Here is a 19,155-nt window from a genome sequence, read left to right on the forward strand (position 1 = left end):
TCGGGCGGCGGGCGTCAGCCGTGACGCGTCCCCGGGCCGACCGCGGCGGGTGCCGCCCCGGCCGGCCCGGCGTCGGCCGTCAGCTCCGCGTCGGGGTCACGCGCCCGCCGCTTGGCGATGACCGCGCAGACCATGAGCTGCATCTGGTGGAAAAGCATCAGGGGCAGCACGGCCAGCGAGGCGTGCGCGCCGAACAGGACGCTCGCCATGGGCAGCCCGGAGGCGAGGGACTTCTTCGAACCGGCGAACTGGATCGCGATCCGGTCCGCGCGTCCGAACCGCAGCGCCTTGGCCCCGTACCAGGTCAGCAGCAGCATCACGGCGAGCAGGGCGGCCTCGACGACCAGCAGGCCGCCCAGCCGGGCGGGGCTCACCTGGTGCCAGATCCCCTGGACCACGCCCTCACTGAACGCGGTGTAGACGACCAGGAGGATCGAGCCGCGGTCGAAGACGGCGAGCACCTTCTTGTGCCGGGTGACGAAGTCGCCGATCCAGGGACGCAGCAGCTGTCCGGCGAGGAAGGGCACCAGCAGCTGGAGCACGATCTTCAACAGCGAGTCGGCGGAGAACCCGCCGCCGCTGTTGCCGAGCAGCGCCGCCGCGAGCAGCGGGGTGAGCACGATGCCGACCAGCGAGGAGAAGGAACCGGCGCAGATCGCGGCGGGCACGTTGCCGCGGGCGATCGAGGTGAACGCGATCGACGACTGGATCGTCGACGGCACCAGGGTGAGGAACAGCAGTCCCTGGTAGAGCGAGGAGCTGAGCAGCACCGGCACCAGCCCGCGGGCGGCCAGCCCGAGCACCGGGAAGAGGACGAAGGTGCAGGCCAGGACAGTGATGTGGAGCCGCCAGTGGCGGAGCCCGTCGATCGCCTCGCGGGTGGACAGGCGGGCGCCGTAGAGGAAGAAGAGGAAGGCGATCGCGGCGGTGGCGGCGCCGGAGGCCGCGGTGGCGCCCGCACCCCGGGCGGGCAGTATGGCCGCGAGCCCCACCGTCCCGAGCAGCAGCAGGATGAACTTGTCGATCGGCATCCAACTCGGCCAGTGCAGGCGTCTCACGGTGCTCCACTTGCTGTGCGTCATGGCGGTGATCAAGGGTCGCAGGACCCCTCTCCATCGTCCTCTCCGGAACGGCGATCGGGAATCCGGCATACTGCTCTCACTGTCATCATGTCCCGCGATATCCTCGCGATATCCTGACGCCGTGTACGAGCCCTCCCACCTTCGGACCTTCCTCGCGGTGGCCCAGACGCTCAGCTTCACGCAGGCCGCCAGGCGGCAGGGGCTGCGCCAGTCCACCGTCAGCCAGCACGTGCGGCGGCTGGAGGACGCCACCGGACGCCAGCTGTTCACCCGCGACACCCACTCCGTGGAGCTGACCGAGGACGGCGAGGCGATGCTCAGCTTCGCGCGCCGGATCCTGGAGGTGCACGAGCAGGCGACGGTCTTCTTCACGGGGACGCGGGTGCGCGGCCGGCTGCGCTTCGGCGCGTCGGAGGACTTCGTGCTGACCCGGCTGCCCGAGATCCTGGAGGGCTTCCGGTACGACCACCCCGAGGTCGACCTGGAGCTGACGGTCGAACTGTCCGGCACGCTGCACGAGCAGCTGGCCGCCGGGAAGCTGGACCTGGTGCTGGCCAAGCGGCGGCCGGACGATCCGCGGGGCGAACTGGTCTGGCACGACGAACTGGTGTGGATCGGCGCGGAGCGGCTCCGTCTGGACCCGGACCGGCCGGTGCCGCTCATCGTGTTCCCGCCGCCGGGCATCACCCGCGCCCAGGCGCTGGAGGCGCTGGAGCGGGAGGGCCGTCCGTGGCGCATCGTGTGCACCAGCGGCAGCCTCAACGGCCTCATCGCGGCGGCCCGGGCCGGGCTCGGCGTGATGGCGCACTCACGGGGCCTGGTCCCGCCCGGACTGTTCCGGGTGCCGGACCGGGCGGGACTGCCGGAACTGGGCAACGTCGACTTCGTCCTGCTCCACGGCCGCGACCGCACCCCGGCGCGGAACGCGGCGGACGCACTGGCGTCGGCGATCCTGAGCGGCGGAGAACGCCTGCACCGGCGCGGCGCCTGAACCCTCCGGCCGCGCGAAGGGCCGAGAAGGCGCAGCTCCGGACCACCGGTCGTCCGCGGCCTGCTCCAGGCGCTTGAGGTGTGTGCTGCCGCCCGGCCGGGACGACGATCACGCGTCCTCAAACCCCCGTAATCGGGCCGTACAGATTCAGTGGAGATTACGCCACCGAGACTTACTCAACCGTAAGTAAACTGTCCGCCCCTTCCCCGTGTGCGTGTTTTCTCCCGGGCGCGACCGTACGGAAAAGGCGCATTGGCCGCTTTCGCGCCCCCTCCCATTCGGCCAAACGGTGGGGTAGCTTTCACGGCGCCGTACGGAGCGCCACCGAAGGAGCGGGAGCGGGGTTTGCGCAAGTTCACCAACCCTCCGTTGGCGTCGGCGCCACCGGTGGGTGGTCTGGCCGACGTCGTTTTCGAGCATGCCGTCCGGGACCCCCTCCATGTGGCGCTCGGGCGCAAGGACGATTCGGGGCAGTGGCGGGACGTGACCTCCGCCGAGTTCCGTGACGAGGTCCTCGCCCTCGCCAAGGGAATGCTCGCCCGGGGCGTCCGGTTCGGCGACCGGGTCGCGATCATGTCCCGCACCCGCTACGAGTGGACCCTCTTCGACTACGCACTGTGGGCGATCGGCGCCCAGGTGGTGCCGGTCTACCCCACCTCGTCGGCCGAGCAGTGCTTCTGGATGCTGTACGACGCGGAGGTGTCCGCGGCGATCGTCGAGCACGAGGACCACGCGATGACGATCGCCACCGTCATCGACCGGCTGCCTCGGCTGCGCCAGCTGTGGCAGCTGGACTCGGGCGCCGTGCAGGAGCTGTACGACGCGGGCGCGCACCTCGACGACGAGATGGTGCACCGGCACCGCCGTGCGGTCACCCCGGACTCGGTCGCCACGATCATCTACACCTCGGGGACGACGGGCCGCCCCAAGGGCTGCGTCCTCACGCACGGCAACTTCGCGTTCGAGGCGGAGACCGTCATCGAGCGCTGGGAGCCGGTGTTCCACTCCAAGAAGGGCGACGAGGCGGCGACCCTGCTGTTCCTGCCGCTCGCGCACGTCTTCGGACGGATGGTGGAGATCGCCGCGATCCGCGGCGGGGTGCGCTTCGGACACCAGCCGCAGCTCAACGCCGCCGCCCTGCTGCCCGATCTGCAGGCGTTCAAGCCGACGTTCATCCTCGCGGTGCCGTACATCTTCGAGAAGGTGTTCAACGCCTCGCGGCGCAAGGCCGAGAAGGAGGGCAAGGCCGGGCCGTTCGAGAAGGCGGTCGAGATCGCGGTGCGGTACGCGGACGCGATGGAGGCGAAGGCATGGGGCACCGGTCCCGGGCCCTCGGCCTCGTTGCGCGTGCAGCACCAGATCTTCGACAAGCTCGTCTTCGCCAAGGTCCGTGCGGCCATGGGCGGCCGGATCCGGAACGCGATGTCCGGCGGCTCGGGCATGGACCGCAGGCTCGGGCTGTTCTTCGCGGGCGCGGGCGTGCAGGTCTACGAGGGCTACGGCCTCACCGAGTCGACGGCCGCCGCCACCGCCAACCCGCCCGAGCGCACCCGCTACGGCACCGTCGGCCAGCCCATCCCGGGCATGACCGTGCACATCGCGGACGACGGGGAGATCTGGCTGCACGGGGACAACGTCTTCAAGGGCTACCTCAACAACCAGAAGGCCACCGACGGGACCCTGCACGACGGCTGGCTGGCCACCGGCGACCTGGGTGCCCTGGACGAGGACGGCTATCTGACCATCACCGGCCGCAAGAAGGAGATCCTGGTGACCTCCGGCGGCAAGAGCGTCTCGCCCGGGGTGCTGGAGGAGCGCGTCCGCGACCATCCGCTGGTCAACCAGTGCATCGTTGTCGGCAACGACCGGCCGTACATCGCCGCCCTGATCACCCTCGACCACGAGGCGATCGAGCACTGGCTGTCGATGCGCGGCAAGCCGCAGCTGTCGCCCGCGCAGCTGGTCCGCGACGCGGATCTGGAGACCGAGGTGCGGCGCGCGGTGGTGGCCGCCAACACCCTGGTCTCGCAGGCGGAGTCGATCCGTACCTTCCGCATCCTGGCCCAGCCGTTCACCGAGGAACACGGCCTGCTGACACCGTCGATGAAGCTGAAGCGCAAGGCGATCGAGAACGCGTACGCGAACGAGGTGGAGGCGCTGTACCGGGCGTGAGCCGGCACAGAGCGCCCCGGGGAACGGACCGTACGGAGTCCGCCGCGGACGGGCGGCGCCGCGGCAGCCGGCCGTCCGCGGCTGAGCTGTTGCCGAACTCCGCCTCCCACAGCCGTCCGTTGCGGTCGAGGACCAGACCCTGCGGGTTGCGGTGGCCGTAGCTGTAGACGTAGGTGCCGAACGGGTTGCCGGGGGCCGGCGCACCGTCCGTCACTCCTCGGCGTCAGGTCCGCCGCTCAGCTCAGTCGGTAGCCGTGCAGGTTGGTGAGCAGGAGATAGGTGTCCTGCAGCGAGCCCGAGGTGTCGCCGAGGGAGCGGTAGATGCCCCACTTCGGCCGGACCCGGTCGGCCAGGAAGGTGTCGACGCCGGTCAGCGACTTGTCGATGACGGTCGTGGAGCCGCTCTTGAGGATCCAGCGGACCGAACCCGCCGTCCCGTCGCCGACCTTGATCTGGAAGTCGACGTCGGTCCAGGTGTCGTGCAACGGCGCCAGATCGGTGCGTCCGACCAGGATGTCGTCGATGGCGAGCTTCAACTCGATGGTCTGGACGCCGTTCACCCGGCGCAGCGACTGCACGACGATCGGCGAGGTGCCGGTGCCGGGCTGCTTCATCTGCATGATGTGGGTGAAGGTGGTGGTCGCCTTGAGCGAGCTGGGAATGTACATCGAGTACGTGACCCGCCAGGTCTGGCCCTCGGTCCACTTGAGGTAGTCGCTGCCGCTGCCGTTGCGCAGGCCGGTGACCTCCTGGCGCTGCCGGTCGGTCGAGGTGTCCCGGTCGGCCGTGTGCATGTTGAAGCGCCAGTTGTCGCCGGTCGCGTGGATGTGGGGCTGTCCGGCCGGGTGGGAGTCGGCGCGGTCGTCCTCGACGGTCTCGAAGGCACCGAGTCCGTCGTCGCTCGCCGACGGCGACCATACGAGCTGCCAGGACGCCGCCGCGGCCGGCTGGGCCGGCAGACCGACGGCGGCCGTGGCCGCACCGCCGAGCGCGGCGCCCAGCAGCGCCCTTCTGGATGTGCTCATGACACTAATCACCTCGCATCTGCTCGTTCATGATCAGAAATGCGCCGAGTCCGTGGAAGTCGTTCACGGCCCGGCCACGGGCGACGTAGTACGCGTAGTCGCCCACGTTGGTCCCGACGGAGATGTCGGCGAGGTTCGTGCGGCCGTCCGCGCCGACCGACAGCTTCGCGAGGACGCCCGCGTAGCCGCGCCGGGCGACCGCCTCGAAGTGCGGCTGGAGGTAGCCCTGTTGCACACCGCGGTCCAGGGCGTAGGTGAACATGCTGGAACAGGACGTCTCGGTCCAGTTGTCGGCGCGGGCGCCCGCGTCCATCACCTGGAACCAGCGTCCGCTCGCCGGATCCTGGTACTTCTGCAGACCGGCGGCCAGCTTCTTGAAGATGCCGAGGAGTTCGGGCCGCCGGGGGTGGTGGGCGGGGATCGCGTCGAGGACGTCGACGAGCGCCATCGAGTACCAGCCGACCGCCCGGCACCAGTGCTCGGGGGCGAGCCCGGTGGCCGGATCGGCCCAGGCCGTGGTCCTCGACTCGTCGTAGGCGTGCCGCAACAGGCCGTTCGCGACCTGGAGATGGCCGCCGTAGACGGCCAGTTGCCGGGCCGCCTCGTCGTCGACGCGGGCGCGGTCGCCGAACTCCGCGCCGTACTCGACGAGGAACGGGTTCACCATGTAGACGCCGTCCGCCCAGAGCTGGTGGGCGCGGCTCGCGGTGTCGGCGTGCCAGAAGCCGCCGTCATCGGTGCGCGGGTAGGCGGCCAGCCTGGTGACGATCTTTTCGGCCGCCGTGCGGTAGCGCTCCTCGCCGGTCTCATGGTGCAGGATCACCAGGAGCCGGCCCGCCTGCATGCTGTCGAGGCTGCCGAAGGACTGGTTGATGGAGCCGTCCGCGGCCACGAAGCGGTCCACGTACTCCTTGAGGTAGGCGAGGTAGCGGGGCTCGTGGGTGCGCCGGTAGGTGAGGTACTGGCCGTAGAGGTAGAGCCCGACCGGGTACGACCAGCCGCCGATGGTGCTCGGCGTGTAGCGGGCCATGGTGGAGTCGACCATGGCCGTGGACCAGTCGGGGGCGGCGGGCCGGGCCGGGGCCGCGGGGGCGGCCGTGGGCAGCGCGACCAGCGCGGTGGCAGTGAGCGCGACGGTCGTCAGGGCCGCCCGCAGACGTCGGCGTGTCATGGTCCTCCTTCGCGATGGGCGTATGCGCACCCCGCGGCGGTGTCAGCAGGGCGGAAGCCGGGCCTTTTCATCCGATGTCTGCGCACCGGGCTGTTCCGTCCGACGGTCCCCGAAAGGGAGGCCGGGGCAGGATGTCGTTCATGTGCACGTACCCGCTTTCCTGAGGTGGGGGATCTCAGTGCGCAGAGAGGCGCTGGGCTCACGGGAGAGTTCACATACGTGTATCGAATTCAACATTGCGTCCGACGATGCGATACAGAGTCCCGGTACGGCTGCCCCCGGTCAATGGTCCGGAACGCTGACATCGGATGCGTTCCGGCCATTCTTTCCGGCCCTTCGGCCCTGGGGGGCGGCCGCCGCCTCCAGGAGTGCGGGTCCGCCGGTACTCGTTCACGATGGAAACGGTGGAAGCAGCCCCTGTCGGCAACCGAAGGGTCGAGAGACCGTGAGCAGCAAGGTTCCCCCGGTCGTCCTCAACAACGGCGTCGAGATGCCCCAGCTGGGGTTCGGTGTCTGGCAGGTGCCCGACGACGAGGCCGAGCGGGCCGTCGCGACGGCGCTCGAAGCCGGGTACCGCAGCATCGACACGGCGGCGGTCTACGGCAACGAGGAGGGCACCGGCCGGGCCGTCGCCACCTCCGGCGTGCCCCGTGAGGACGTCTTCGTCACCACCAAGCTCTGGAACGCCGACCACGGGTACGAGGCCGCGCTGCGCGCCTACGACGTCACGCTGGCGAAACTGGGCCTGGACTACGTCGACCTGTACCTCATCCACTGGCCGCTGGCGAAGCGGGGCACGTTCGTCCCGACGTACAAGGCGCTGGAGAAGCTGTACGCCGACGGCCGTGTCCGGGCCATCGGCGTCTCCAACTTCCTGCCGGAGCACCTGGAGCGGCTGACCGCCGAGACATCGGTCATCCCCGCGGTCGACCAGATCGAACTCCACCCCCAGCTCCAGCAGCACGCGGCCCGCGAGTACCACGCCGAACTGGGCATCACCACCGAGGCGTGGTCGCCGCTCGGCCAGGGCAAGGGCCTGCTGGAGGTGCCGGCCATCGTCGCCGTGGCACAGAAGCACAACCGCACTCCGGCCCAGGTCGTCCTGCGCTGGCACGTCCAGCTGGGCAACATCGTTATCCCCAAGTCCGTGACGCCGTCCCGGATCAGGGAGAACATCGAGGTCTTCGACTTCAGCCTGGACGTCGAGGACCTCGCGGCGATCCGCGCGCTCAACGAGGACCGCCGACTGGGCCCGGACCCGGCGACGTTCGGCAACTGAGGCTTACGCGCGCCGTGTCAGGCGCTCAGTCGGCTCTACCGTCTCGATCGGGTTGATCGAGCCATTCGTAGGGTTGGGTCGCCCAGGGGTGCTGGGTGTGGCTATCAGTCGGCTGCGTGCACGTCCGCGTACACGACCTCGAACTCCTCCAGCCCGGTCACGGTCGCGTGCGCCTTCGCCACCCCTTCGTGCCGCACCACCGCCAGGCCCGCGCGGGACGCGGCCAGCGACTCGCGGTCGACGAAGACGAAGCAGGACATGGCGCGTCCGCGCTCCGGGTCCACGAACAGGGACGCACCGGCGATGCCGCGCAGCGTCTCCAGCCGGGGCAGCACCGACGCCCGGAACACGTCGGCGAGCAGATTCGCGTCCGCCGGGTCGAACTCCAGCCGGGTGATGCGCAGTCCGCCGCCCGCCCTCGGGTGCTGGAACGCGTGAAAGGCCGCCACGTCGTAGTTGTCGACGGTCACCGTGCCCGCGAACGGCCCGAGGAGTCCGGCACGCCGCACGCTCATCACCTCGTCGCTGTTGTGCCGCTCCGCCGCGGAGGACCACCAGCTGGCCGAGAGCAGTTTGCCCAGCTCCCGGTCGACAAAGACGCTCGCTCCGCGGTAGCCGGGACGCTCCACGAGCAGGTCCCGCCCCACGGTGTTGAGGGCACGGAGCGCCGCATCGATCTTCGTGGGATCTCCGGTCGCGTACACCGTGCGGACGAACATGACGACTCGCCTCCCCAGTAGAAACAGGCAATGGTTCGGACATATTCGAACCAAAACCATGAAATGTCCCTATTGACCAGTCTTGCTGCCGGGGCGAGCCCATGCAAACGGCATCGGTGGCACGGGCTTGCGCCGAGGGACTTGACGAGGCCACGTAAAGAGGCCACCTTGTACGGCACCCGGTAAGGAAACTTTCCTAACAGAAGGGTCCCCCACAGTGCGCATGCGACCACTGACCCTCGCCGCGGCCTCCGGGGCCGCACTGCTCGCGACCGGAGTGCTCCCCGCGAGCGCCTCAGGCGCCCCCACCGCCCCGACGTCGACCCAGGAAGGCACGGTCAGCGCGGCCGACCTGCTCGCCAAGGTGACGTCATGTCAGCAGATCTCGAACGGCAAGTACAGGACCGACGAGGAGACTTCGGCCACGATCCCCGTGTGCGGCAAGAACGGCGCGGTGTTCTGGAAGGCCGACATGGACATCGACTGCGACGGCCAGCGCACCTCCAACTGCAATGAGAACACCGACCCCTGGTACCAGGACGACACGGCCTTCCACCAGTCCGACGACCAGCCGCTGCGGGCGGACACCCTGCCGTACGTCGTGGTACCCAGCTCCAGCAGCATCTGGAACTACTCCGGCGCCGGCATAAAGGGCGGCGGTGTGGTCGCCGTCATCTACAACAACAAGGTCCAGTACGCGGTCGTCGGTGACACCGGCCCCACGCAGATCATCGGCGAGGCGTCGTACGCCACCGCCAACGCGCTGGGCATCGACCCCGATCCGGAGACCGGCGGCGCCGAGTCCGGGGTGACCTACATCCTGTTCAAGAATTCCCAGGTGTCCCCCATAGAGAACCACAGCGCCGCGGTCAGCCGCGGCGACCAGTTGGCCAAGCAGTTCCTGCTGGACAACTGAGGCGGGCGGCAGGCCGGTCGGGCTCGCGCGGCCCCGTGTCTCCGTCAGGGTGCGGTGCGACGCCCTGACCGGGAACGCGGGGCCGCACGCACGGCGTCGCGGCCGGCGGTCAGGCGGGCCGGACCGCCGTGTACACCGTGTACGCGCCCAGGAGGAACACGTCCGGGCGGCGGTGGACGCTCGCCGGATCGGCCGGGTCGAGAAGGCGGCCGAGCGTCGCCCGGTCGTCGGCGTCGAGGCCGTCGGCGACCAGGTCGCGCAGCCGGCCGAGGGTGGCGGCGGCGTGGGCGCGGGCCCGGTCGGACGCCGGTGCGGGCAGGTCCAACAGGAAGCTGCGGGTCCGGGTGTGCCGCAGACCGGCGGAGGCCAGCAGCGCCGGCCAGTCCTCCCGTTCGGCGACGCTGCCCGGCAGTTCGGCTCGCATCTGCGTGAACCGCTCCTCCTGCACCACGTCGAGCCTGGCTTCCAGTCCCGGCCGTCCGATGCCGATGTCCCGGGGCAGGAACCGGCTGGGCAGGCCGCCCTCCAGCAGCGCGAGCAGGCCGCCCGGCGCCAGCCGGGCCGCGAACGCGGTGAGCGCGGCGCGCTGGTCGGCGAGGTGGTGCAGGCTGCGACTGGCCCACAGCAGGTCCGCCGGGTAGGGCAACTCGTCCAGCACCATGGGGAGTTCGCCGGCGAGCGTGCCGAAACGGTCGGCGACGCCCTGCCGGGCGGCCCGGGCGCGGGCCCGCTCAAGGAGCGGCTCGGTACCGTCCACGGCCAGCACCCGCGCGCGTGGGAACGCCTCGGCGAACAGGCACGACACCACGCCGGGGCCGCTGCCCGCGTCGACGATCAGCCCCGGTTCGGCCGCCTCCTCGGCGAGCCAGGTCATGGCCTGCCGGTACACCGGCTCGGTCAGCTCCGCCTGTGTCTCCAGCAGCGTGGCCATCTGTGCCCAGTCGATGTCGGTGCCGCGCTGCTCGTGCCCGTGGCCGTGCTGGTGTCCGTGGTGATGGTGGTGTCCGTGCGCCATGGTGGTCAGCCTCTCGTCCTGGTTGCGGCCAGCCTGCTCCGGCGCACCGCACGCGGGCCAGTCCTGTTGCCGGGACCGCAAAGTCCGCACCGCCCGGAAACGGGACGGAAGAAGCAAGAAGGAAGAAGCAGGACCAGGAACAGCAGCAGGCCGCGCGGGGCGTCGACGCGTCAGGACAGCGGCGGCGGCCCCGGCCTCATCCGTCCGTCGGCTTGGCGAAGGAACGGAGCGTGAACCGCGGGTCGGCGCGCGGCCGGTCCTGGTCGGGCAGCCGGGCCGCGGCCGGCCGCACCATGGCACCGGCCAGGTCGGTGCCGGTGACCCGCAGCCGGGGCCGTGCCGCCGTCGGCCGCCGGGTCACGATCCCGGTCCCGCAGCCCACGTCGAGGAGGCGGCCGGCGGCCACCGGGACCAGGCCGAGCACCGCGCCGGCCGCCGCCCTGGCTCTGGGCTCACCGCCGCGCGACGCGTCGTGGCCGCCGGCCTCTTCGTCGTAGTCGGGCAGGTACCTCAGCTTGCCCCGTGGCCCGGGGCGAGATCCGCCACCCGGCGGGCCAGCCGGAAGTCCAGCTCGGTGACGGCGCCGCCCACGCTGTGCGTGTTCACGCTCAGGGACACCGAGTGGTAGCCGAGGGTGAGATCGGAGTGGTGGTCCAGTTCCTCCTGGACCTGGGCGATGTGCACGACCATCGCCGCGGCGGCGAAATGCGAGCCGAGCCGGTACGTACGGGTGATCCGGTCCCCGTCGAGCGACCAGCCCGGCAGCTCGGCCAACCGGCCCTTGATCTCCTGCTGCGACAGCGGTGCGACGGCCATGGCCCGGCTCCCTTCGTGGCGGTGCCGCCCCGGCCGGCCCGGTGCGGTCGTCCTCCGCGTTCAGCCTGCCACGCCCGCCCGGCCCGTATGCCACCACGCGGACCCACTCGGGGCGGCGCGCGGGACCGCTGCCGCCATGGGCGACCGCCGGCCCCGCGGACCCGGCCCCCTCGACCACCGTCGTCGGTACGGCCGTCTCCGGCTCCGCGGTCTCCGTGGGACACTCCTGCCCGCGCATCCGGCCATGGCCAAGTACCGAGGCCGGCTGACGGGTTGGCGGGTTGCGACACCCGCCGCGCGACCGGCATGTGTACTCGGCCGTACGGCGTGACACACTTCTCGCATGCAAGGGCGCACAGGGGAGGACGTGGCGTGAGCGAGCGGCGGCCCGCGCCCACCGTGGGCCAGGTGGTGCTGGGCAGACGGCTCCAGGAGCTGCGGGAGGCGGCCGGACTCGGGCGCGAACAGGCCGCCCGGGTGCTGCGGGTGGCACCGGCGACCGTGCGGCGGATGGAACTGGCCGAGGTCGCCCTGCGGATCCCGTACGTACAGATGCTCCTCAGCGCGTACGGCGTGGCCGAGGAGGAGGCCGCCGCGTTCGTCCGGCTGGCCGAGGACGCCAACCGGCCGGGCTGGTGGCAGCGGTTCCACGACGTGCTGCCGGAGTGGTTCAGCATGTACGTCAGCCTGGAGGGCGCCGCCCGCCTCATCCGCTCCTACGAGCCGCACTTCGTGCCCGGCCTGCTCCAGACCGAGGGGTACGCGCGTGCCGTGATGGAGACCGGGACGGTCGGCCAGGACGGACCGGACTCCATCGAGCGCCATGTCTCCCTGCGCATGGCCCGGCAGCGGCTCCTGGAGCGGGACGACCCGCCCCACCTGTGGGCGGTCATCGACGAGACGGTGCTGCTGCGCCGGGTGGGCGAGCGCGCCGAGGTGATGCGCGAGCAGGTCGACAAGCTGCTGGAGTTCGCCGAGCGGGACCGGATCACGATCCAGCTCGCCGAGTTCGCGTCCGGCCCGCACCCGGGGACGTACGCGCCCTTCTCCCTGTTCCGGTTCGCCGAGCCCGAACTGCCCGACATGGTGTTCACCGAGTACCTGACCGGAGCCCTGTACCTGGACTCCCGCAAAGAGGTCTCCGTGCACCTGGAGGTCCTCGACCACATGACGGCGCACGCCGCGTCCGCCCAGCGCACCATGAAGATCCTGCGGGAGTACCGCGAGAACCTCTGAGCCGGGTCCCGGCGTCCATCGGGATCGCTGAGGTTCCGGCCGTATTCCCTGGCGTTCGGGCCTGGTTCCAGGGTGTTCCGGCCGGGTTCTCCGGCACGCGGCGGCGTGCCGCCGTACCCGGTTCTGACCCGTACGGGTGCCGTGGACGGGTGCTCTCGCCCGTCCCGCCCTAGGTTCGAAGCCACGGGTGACCGAGGGAGCGGACGTGACCGACACGCGGACACCGCCCAGGGAACCGGGCGCGGCACTACTGGGCGCAGGCCGGTTCTTCCGGCGCGGCACCGCCGCCGGCGACCTGCACAGTGTGCGGTTGACCGGCGGCCGGGAGGCGGACTCCTTCTACCGGGACCGCTGGAGCCACGACAAGGTGGTGCACTCCACGCACGGGGTGAACTGCACCGGCTCGTGCCGCTGGAAGGTGTACGTCAAGGACGGGATCATCACCTGGGAGACCCAGGAGACGGACTATCCGACGGTGGGCCCGGACCGGCCCGAGTACGAACCCCGCGGCTGCCCGCGCGGCGCCGCGTTCTCCTGGTACACCTACTCCCCCACCCGGGTCCGTCACCCGTACATCAGGGGCGTCCTGCTGGAGATGTACCGCGAGGCCCGGCGGCGGCTGTCCGACCCCGTGCTGGCCTGGGCGGACATTCAGTTGGACCCCGAGCGACGGCGCCGCTACCAGCGGGCCCGCGGCAAGGGCGGCCTGGTGCGGGCCTCCTGGGACGAGGCACTGGAGCTGGTCGCCGCCGCGCACGTCCACACCATCAAGGCGTACGGACCCGACCGGATCGCCGGATTCTCCCCGATTCCCGCGATGTCGATCGTGTCGCACGCGGCCGGGGCCCGGTTCCACTCCCTGATCGGCGCCCCGATGCTGTCCTTCTACGACTGGTACGCGGATCTGCCGGTGGCCTCGCCGCAGGTGTTCGGCGACCAGACGGACGTGCCGGAGTCGGGCGACTGGTGGGACGCCGCCTATCTGATGATGTGGGGCTCCAACGTCCCGGTGACCCGCACCCCGGACGCGCACTGGATGGCGGAGGCCCGCTACCGCGGCCAGAAGGTCGTGGTGGTCTCGCCCGACTACGCGGACAACACCAAGTTCGCCGACGAGTGGCTGCATCCGCACCCGGGCACGGACGGGGCACTGGCGCTGGCCATGGGCCATGTCGTGCTCAAGGAGTTCTTCGTCGACCGGCAGACGCCGTTCTTCGCCGACTACGTGCGGCGCTTCACCGACCTGCCGTTCCTGGTGACGCTCACCGAGCGGGACGGGGCGTACGTACCGGGGAAGTTCCTGCGCGCCGCCGACCTGGGGGTGGCCGGCGAGGGCGTCGAGTGGCAGACGGTCGTCCTGGACACGGCGTCCGGCCGTCCGGCCGTACCGAACGGTTCCCTGGGCTTTCGCTGGACCGAGTCGGGGCGGGGCCGCTGGAACCTGGACCTGGGTGACCTGGAACCGATGCTGAGTCTGCACGGCGCCGCGTCCGCCCGGCCGGTGGAGGTGCTGCTGCCGCGGTTCGACACCGAGGGCGGGGAGCACGGGCAGGGACGCGGCGAGGTACTGCGCCGGGGTGTGCCGGCGATGCGGCCAAACGGACCGGGCGGCCCGCTGGTGACGACGGTGTTCGATCTGCTGCTGGCGCAGTACGGGGTGGCCCGGGACGGGCTGCCCGGTGACTGGCCCGACGGCTACGAGGACACCCGTACACCGGGCACGCCCGGCTGGCAGGAGGTGCACACCTCGGTCCCGGCGGCCGCCTGCGTGCGGATCGCCCGGGAGTTCGCGCGGACCGCCGAACGGTCCGGGGGACGCTGCATGATCCTGATGGGCGCGGGCACCAACCACTGGTTCCACTCCGAGACGATCTACCGCGCCTTCCTCGCCCTGCTCCAGCTGACCGGCTGCCAGGGCCGCAACGGCGGCGGCTGGGCGCACTACGTCGGCCAGGAGAAGTGCCGTCCCCTCACCGGCTGGGCGACCCTGGCGGCCGCCTCCGACTGGGCCCGGCCGCCGCGGCAGATGATCGGCACCGCGTACTGGTTCCTCAACACCGACCAGTGGCGCTACGACCTCTTCGGCGCGGACGTGCTGGCCTCACCGCTGGGCGAGGGCCGGTTCGCCGGGATGACGGCCGCGGACTGCCTCGCCCTGTCGGCCCGGGTGGGCTGGATGCCGTCGTACCCGACCTTCGACCGCAATCCGCTGGAGCTGGGCGAGGTTGACGGCGATCCGGTGGCCCGCGCGGTGGCCGAACTGCGGGCGGGCACACTCCGGTTCGCCTGCGAGGACCCGGACGCCCCGGAGAACTGGCCGCGGGTGCTGACCCTGTGGCGGGCCAATCTGCTCGGCTCGTCGGCGAAGGGCGCCGAGTACTTCACCCGGCACCTGCTGGGCACCCACTCCTCGCTGCGCGCCGAGGAGGCCGGGCCCGGTCAGCGCCCGCGCGAGGTGACCTGGCGTGCGGAGGCCCCGGAGGGCAAGCTCGACCTGCTGCTGTCGCTGGACTTCCGGCAGACTTCCTCGACGCTGCTGTCGGACGTGGTGCTGCCCGCGGCGACCTGGTACGAGAAGCACGACCTGTCGTCGACGGACATGCACCCCTATGTGCACGCGTTCACCCCGGCGGTGGATCCGCCCTGGCAGGCCCGTACCGACTTCGAGACGTTCAAGGGCCTGGCGGAGAAGCTGAGCGAGCTGGCCGTCGGCCATCTGGGCGTGCGCAGGGACCTCGTCGCCGCGCCGCTCCAGCACGACACCCCGGGCGAGACCGCGCAGCCCGGCGGGGTGGTGCGGGACTGGAAGCGCGGGGAGTGCGAGCCCGTGCCCGGCCGGACGATGCCGCATCTGACGGTGGTCGAGCGGGACTACCCGGCGGTCGGCGCCAAGTTCGCGGCGCTCGGCCCGCTGGTGGAGCGCCTCGGCCTGCCCGCGAAAGGCGTCGTCCTCAGCCCGGACGAGGAGGTCGCCCGGCTGCGGGAGTCCAACGGCAGCGCGCGCGGCGGTCCGGCCGACGGCCGCCCCCTGCTCGACACGGCCGTGAAGGCGGCCGACACCGTCCTGGCGCTGTCCGGCACCACCAACGGCCGGCTGGCCGTCCAGGGGTTCCGCGTCCTGGAGCGCCGCACCGGACGGCCGATGGTCCAGTTGGCCGCCGAGCACGAGGGCAGACGGGTCGACTACGCCGACACCGAGGCCGCGCCGGTGCCCGTGATCACCTCGCCGGAGTGGTCCGGCAGCGAGTCCGGGGGCCGGCGCTACACGGCGTTCACGCAGAACACCGAGCAGCTCAAGCCGTGGCACACCCTCACCGGCCGCCAGCACTTCTTCCTGGACCACGACTGGATGCACGAGCTGGGCGAGGCGCTGCCGGTGTACCGGCCGCCGCTCGACATGCACCGGCTGTTCGGCGAACCGCGGCTCGGCCCCGACGGGCAGCGGGAGGTGACGGTCCGCTACCTCACCCCGCACAGCAAGTGGTCCATCCACTCCGAGTACCAGGACAACCTGTTCATGCTGACCCTCTCCCGAGGCGGTCAGAACATCTGGATGTCCCCCGACGACGCCGACGCCATCGGGGTGCGCGACAACGACTGGGTGGAGGCGGTCAACCGCAACGGCGTGGTCGTGGCGCGCGCGGTCGTCTCGCACCGGATGCCCGCCGGCACCGTGTACATGCACCACGCGCAGGAGCGCACGGTGAACGTGCCCCGGACCGAGACCACCGGGATGCGGGGCGGCACCCACAACTCGCTCACCCGGCTGCTCCTCAAGCCGTCCCATCTCATCGGCGGCTACGCCCAGTTGTCCTGGGCATTCAACTATCTGGGCCCGACGGGCAACCAGCGCGACGAGGTGACGGTGATCCGCCGCCGCGGCCAGGAGGTCGAGTACTGATGCGTCCGATGGCCCAGCTCGCGATGGTCATGAACCTCGACAAGTGCATCGGCTGCCACACCTGCTCGGTGACGTGCAAGCAGGCGTGGACCAACCGGCAGGGCATGGAGTACGTCTGGTTCAACAACGTCGAGACCCGGCCCGGGCAGGGTTATCCGCGCCGCTACGAGGACCAGGAGAAGTGGCGGGGCGGCTGGGAGCTGAACCGGCGCGGCGCGCTGCGGCTGAAGGCGGGCGGCCGGCTGCACAAACTGGCCGGGATCTTCAGCAATCCCCGGCTGCCGGAGATCAAGGACTACTACGAACCCTGGACGTACGACTACCGCACGCTCACCGACGCCCCGCTCGGTGACGACTACCCGGTGGCCCGGCCCGTGTCGCAGCTCGACGGCAGGCCCATGTCGATCGAGTGGTCGTCGAACTGGGACGACGACCTCGGGGGCGCCCCGGCCTACGGCGATCTCGACCCGATGGTGGAGCGCACCCGGCAGCAGGTCTCGGACAAGGTGCGGTTCGAGTTCGAGCAGACCTTCATGTTCTATCTGCCGCGGATCTGCGAGCACTGCCTCAACCCGTCCTGCGTGGCGTCCTGCCCGTCCGGCGCGATGTACAAGCGGAGCGAGGACGGCATCGTCCTGGTCGACCAGGACCGCTGCCGGGGCTGGCGGATGTGCGTGACCGGATGCCCGTACAAGAAGGTGTACTTCAACCACCGCACCGGCAAGGCCGAGAAGTGCACGTTCTGCTATCCGCGGACGGAGGTCGGGCTGCCGACGGTCTGCTCGGAGACCTGCGTGGGCCGGCTGCGCTATCTCGGGGTGCTGCTGTACGACGCCGACCGGGTGACCGCCGCCGCCGAGGTCGAGAACGAGCAGGACCTGTACGAGGCCCAGTTGGGCGTCTTCCTCGACCCTCAGGACCCCGAGGTGCGGCGGGCGTGCGAGGCGGCGGGTATCCCGGACGACTGGCTGGCGGCGGCCCGCCGCTCCCCCGTGCACACGCTGATCAGCCGGTACCGGGTGGCGCTGCCGCTGCATCCGGAGTACCGGACCCTGCCGATGGTCTGGTACATCCCGCCGCTGTCGCCGGTGGTGGACGCACTGACCGGGACCGGGCACGACGGCGAGGACGCCGAGAACCTGTTCGGCGCGATCGACACGCTGCGCATCCCGGTGGAGTACCTGGCGGAGCTGTTCACCGCGGGCGACACCGAACCGGTGCGGGCCGCACTGGAACGCCTGGCGGCGATGCGCTCCCACATGCGGGCGGTCAACCTCGGTGAGGAGCCCGACGGCCGGATCTCCGCGGCCGTCGGCATGGACCCATCGCAGATCGAGGAGCTGTACCGGCTGCTGGCCATCGCCAAGTACGAGGACCGGTACGTCATTCCGACGGCCGCCGTCGGCGACGCGGACCGGCTGGAGGAATCGGCGCTGCCGGAGGGCTGCGCCCTGGACGGGGAGGGCGGGCCCGGCATGGGCGGGGACGGTCCGTTCGGCGGCGACTCCGGGCGCCGCCAGCTGCCACTGGTGTCGGTGGAGACCTTCCACGCCCTGAGCAGACGGCAGAAGTCCGACCGTCCCGACGACGCCCGGGAGGTCTGATGCCCTCGGACGCGGTGCTGTACCAGGCGGCGGCGCTCTGTCTGACGTATCCGGACGACGACCTGGTGGCCCGGCTGCCGCTGATCCGGGAAGCCGCCCCGCAGCTGCGGGAGTTCACCGACCACGCGTCGGTGACCCCGCTGAGCGAGCTGGCCGCGCACTATGTGCGGGTCTTCGACTTCAAGAACCGGCACAGTCTCTATCTGAGCTGGTGGCGCGACGGCGACACCCGGCGGCGCGGGATGTCACTGGTCCGCTTCAAGGAGCTGTACCGGCAGCACGGCCTGGAGTTCTGTGACGAGGAACTGCCGGACTTCCTGCCGGCGGTCCTGGAGTTCACGGCCCGCACCGGCAGCACGGACCTGCTCACCGGCCACCGCGACGTCCTGGTGGAACTCCGCACCAGGCTCACCGATTTCGGCACGCCGTACGCGTCCGTCCTGGGCGCGGTCTGCGCGGCGCTGCCGCCCGCCCGGACCAGGAGGCGTCCATGAGCACACTGCTGTGGGGTGCGCTGCCCTACGTCGCCTTCGCCCTCCTCGTCGCCGGACTGGTCTGGCGGCACCGTTACGACCGGTTCGGCTGGACCACCCGTTCCTCGCAGGTGTACGAGTCCCGGCTGCTGAACATCGCCTCGCCCGCGTTCCACTACGGCATCCTGTTCGTACTCGCGGGTCATCTGATCGGGCTGTTCGTCCCGGCGTCCTGGACCGGGGCGCTCGGGGTCGGTGAGCACACCTACCACCTGTTCTCCCTGTACGGCGGGACGGCGGCCGGGGCGCTCGCGGTCGCCGGGATCCTGCTGCTGATCTACCGCCGGCGCACCCGGGCCCCGGTGCTGCGGGCGACGACGGCCAACGACAAGCTGATGTACGTCGTACTGCTCGCCGCGATCGTGCTGGGCATGACCGCCAAGCTCGCCCACACCTCGGGGAACGGCTACGACTACCGCACCACGATCGCCCCGTGGGCGCGCAGCCTGTTCACGCTGCGCCCGCGGACGGAGCTGATGGCGGGGGTGCCGGTGCTGTACCAGGTGCACGCGGTGGTCGGCATGCTGCTGATCGCGTTCGTCCCCTACAGCCGCCTGGTGCACATGTTCAGTGCGCCCGTGCAGTATCTGTTCCGGCCGTACATCGTCTACCGCAGCCGCGATCCCCGGCAGCTGGGGCCGCGGCCGGAGCGCCGGGGCTGGGAGCGGGCGGATTCCTGAGCCGGACGCCCGCCC

16 protein-coding genes and 1 pseudogene are annotated in these 19,155 nt (G+C 71.0%); 9 read left to right on the top strand and 8 right to left on the bottom strand.

Annotated features, from left to right (window positions below; all coding sequences use genetic code 11):
• Window positions 1-14: 14 nt before the first annotated feature.
• Window positions 15-1,031: a bile acid:sodium symporter family protein gene (locus tag ACFYPJ_RS21435; RefSeq protein ID WP_389019695.1), complete on the bottom strand. Its 1,017-nt coding sequence runs from the start codon at window positions 1,029-1,031 to the stop codon at window positions 15-17.
• Window positions 1,032-1,203: 172 nt separating this feature from the next.
• Here ACFYPJ_RS21435 and ACFYPJ_RS21440 point away from each other — a divergent pair, with 172 nt between their 5' ends.
• Window positions 1,204-2,073 carry a LysR substrate-binding domain-containing protein gene (locus ACFYPJ_RS21440; protein WP_389019326.1) on the top strand — a complete coding sequence of 290 codons (870 nt, stop codon included), beginning with the start codon at window positions 1,204-1,206 and terminating at the stop codon, window positions 2,071-2,073.
• Window positions 2,074-2,418: 345 nt separating this feature from the next.
• Window positions 2,419-4,245: an AMP-dependent synthetase/ligase gene (locus tag ACFYPJ_RS21445; RefSeq protein ID WP_389019329.1), complete on the top strand. Its 1,827-nt coding sequence runs from the start codon at window positions 2,419-2,421 to the stop codon at window positions 4,243-4,245.
• On the opposite strand, the gene ACFYPJ_RS21450 is transcribed toward ACFYPJ_RS21445, so the two are convergent.
• Genes ACFYPJ_RS21450 through ACFYPJ_RS21460 form a run of 3 tightly spaced genes read right to left on the bottom strand, consistent with a single transcriptional unit; the run spans window position 4,145 to window position 6,441 of the window.
• Complete coding sequence (locus ACFYPJ_RS21450; RefSeq protein ID WP_389019332.1) at window positions 4,145-4,459, bottom strand: PQQ-dependent sugar dehydrogenase; 315 nt, start codon at window positions 4,457-4,459, stop codon at window positions 4,145-4,147. The two genes, ACFYPJ_RS21445 and ACFYPJ_RS21450, sit on opposite strands and share 101 nt — an antisense overlap.
• Before the next feature lie 22 nt (window positions 4,460-4,481).
• Window positions 4,482-5,270 (bottom strand): Tat pathway signal sequence domain protein, encoded by a 789-nt coding sequence (locus tag ACFYPJ_RS21455; RefSeq protein WP_389019334.1) that lies wholly within the window; start codon window positions 5,268-5,270, stop codon window positions 4,482-4,484.
• A gap of 4 nt (window positions 5,271-5,274) precedes the next feature.
• Window positions 5,275-6,441 carry a glycoside hydrolase family 105 protein gene (locus tag ACFYPJ_RS21460; protein WP_389019337.1) on the bottom strand — a complete coding sequence of 389 codons (1,167 nt, stop codon included), beginning with the start codon at window positions 6,439-6,441 and terminating at the stop codon, window positions 5,275-5,277.
• Between the two features lie 445 nt (window positions 6,442-6,886).
• Here ACFYPJ_RS21460 and ACFYPJ_RS21465 point away from each other — a divergent pair, with 445 nt between their 5' ends.
• Window positions 6,887-7,720, top strand: a complete 834-nt coding sequence (locus tag ACFYPJ_RS21465; protein WP_389019340.1) for an aldo/keto reductase — start codon at window positions 6,887-6,889, stop codon at window positions 7,718-7,720.
• A 104-nt stretch (window positions 7,721-7,824) separates the two neighbouring features.
• Here ACFYPJ_RS21465 and ACFYPJ_RS21470 read toward each other — a convergent pair whose 3' ends face one another.
• Window positions 7,825-8,439, bottom strand: a complete 615-nt coding sequence (locus ACFYPJ_RS21470; protein WP_389019343.1) for a hypothetical protein — start codon at window positions 8,437-8,439, stop codon at window positions 7,825-7,827.
• A 217-nt stretch (window positions 8,440-8,656) separates the two neighbouring features.
• Here ACFYPJ_RS21470 and ACFYPJ_RS21475 point away from each other — a divergent pair, with 217 nt between their 5' ends.
• Complete coding sequence (locus ACFYPJ_RS21475) at window positions 8,657-9,355, top strand: glycoside hydrolase family 75 protein (protein WP_389019346.1); 699 nt, start codon at window positions 8,657-8,659, stop codon at window positions 9,353-9,355.
• Window positions 9,356-9,464: 109 nt separating this feature from the next.
• Here the strand turns inward: ACFYPJ_RS21475 and ACFYPJ_RS21480 are convergent, their stop codons facing one another.
• From ACFYPJ_RS21480 to ACFYPJ_RS21490, 3 genes and pseudogenes are all read right to left on the bottom strand, one after another.
• Window positions 9,465-10,370, bottom strand: a complete 906-nt coding sequence (locus ACFYPJ_RS21480) for a class I SAM-dependent methyltransferase (protein ID WP_389019349.1) — start codon at window positions 10,368-10,370, stop codon at window positions 9,465-9,467.
• A gap of 265 nt (window positions 10,371-10,635) precedes the next feature.
• Window positions 10,636-10,875, bottom strand: a pseudogene (locus tag ACFYPJ_RS21485) (methyltransferase domain-containing protein); the annotation flags it as partial.
• 5 nt (window positions 10,876-10,880) lie between these two features.
• Window positions 10,881-11,186 carry a 4a-hydroxytetrahydrobiopterin dehydratase gene (locus tag ACFYPJ_RS21490; RefSeq protein WP_389019352.1) on the bottom strand — a complete coding sequence of 102 codons (306 nt, stop codon included), beginning with the start codon at window positions 11,184-11,186 and terminating at the stop codon, window positions 10,881-10,883.
• Window positions 11,187-11,558: 372 nt separating this feature from the next.
• Between ACFYPJ_RS21490 and ACFYPJ_RS21495 the strand changes: the two genes are divergently transcribed.
• The 5 genes from ACFYPJ_RS21495 to narI all read left to right on the top strand — a co-directional run bounded on the left by ACFYPJ_RS21495 (window position 11,559) and on the right by narI (window position 19,140).
• Window positions 11,559-12,422, top strand: coding sequence for a helix-turn-helix domain-containing protein (locus ACFYPJ_RS21495; protein ID WP_389019355.1), 864 nt, complete (start codon window positions 11,559-11,561; stop codon window positions 12,420-12,422).
• A 205-nt stretch (window positions 12,423-12,627) separates the two neighbouring features.
• Entirely contained in the window at window positions 12,628-16,323 is a 3,696-nt protein-coding gene (locus tag ACFYPJ_RS21500) for a nitrate reductase subunit alpha (RefSeq protein ID WP_389019358.1), read from the top strand.
• Entirely contained in the window at window positions 16,323-17,927 is a 1,605-nt protein-coding gene (gene narH, locus ACFYPJ_RS21505; RefSeq protein ID WP_389019360.1) for a nitrate reductase subunit beta, read from the top strand. Before ACFYPJ_RS21500 ends, narH begins: the two co-directional genes overlap by 1 nt.
• Window positions 17,927-18,421, top strand: coding sequence for a nitrate reductase molybdenum cofactor assembly chaperone (narJ, locus tag ACFYPJ_RS21510; RefSeq protein WP_389019363.1), 495 nt, complete (start codon window positions 17,927-17,929; stop codon window positions 18,419-18,421). Before narH ends, narJ begins: the two co-directional genes overlap by 1 nt.
• A complete protein-coding gene (gene narI, locus ACFYPJ_RS21515; RefSeq protein ID WP_389019366.1) occupies window positions 18,418-19,140 on the top strand; it encodes a respiratory nitrate reductase subunit gamma in 723 nt (240 codons plus the stop codon). Before narJ ends, narI begins: the two co-directional genes overlap by 4 nt.
• The last annotated feature ends 15 nt before the right edge of the window (window positions 19,141-19,155 follow it).

The organism is Streptomyces sp. NPDC006012 (genome assembly GCF_042871185.1).
In the GTDB taxonomy this organism is placed as follows: Bacteria; Actinomycetota; Actinomycetes; order Streptomycetales; family Streptomycetaceae; genus Streptomyces.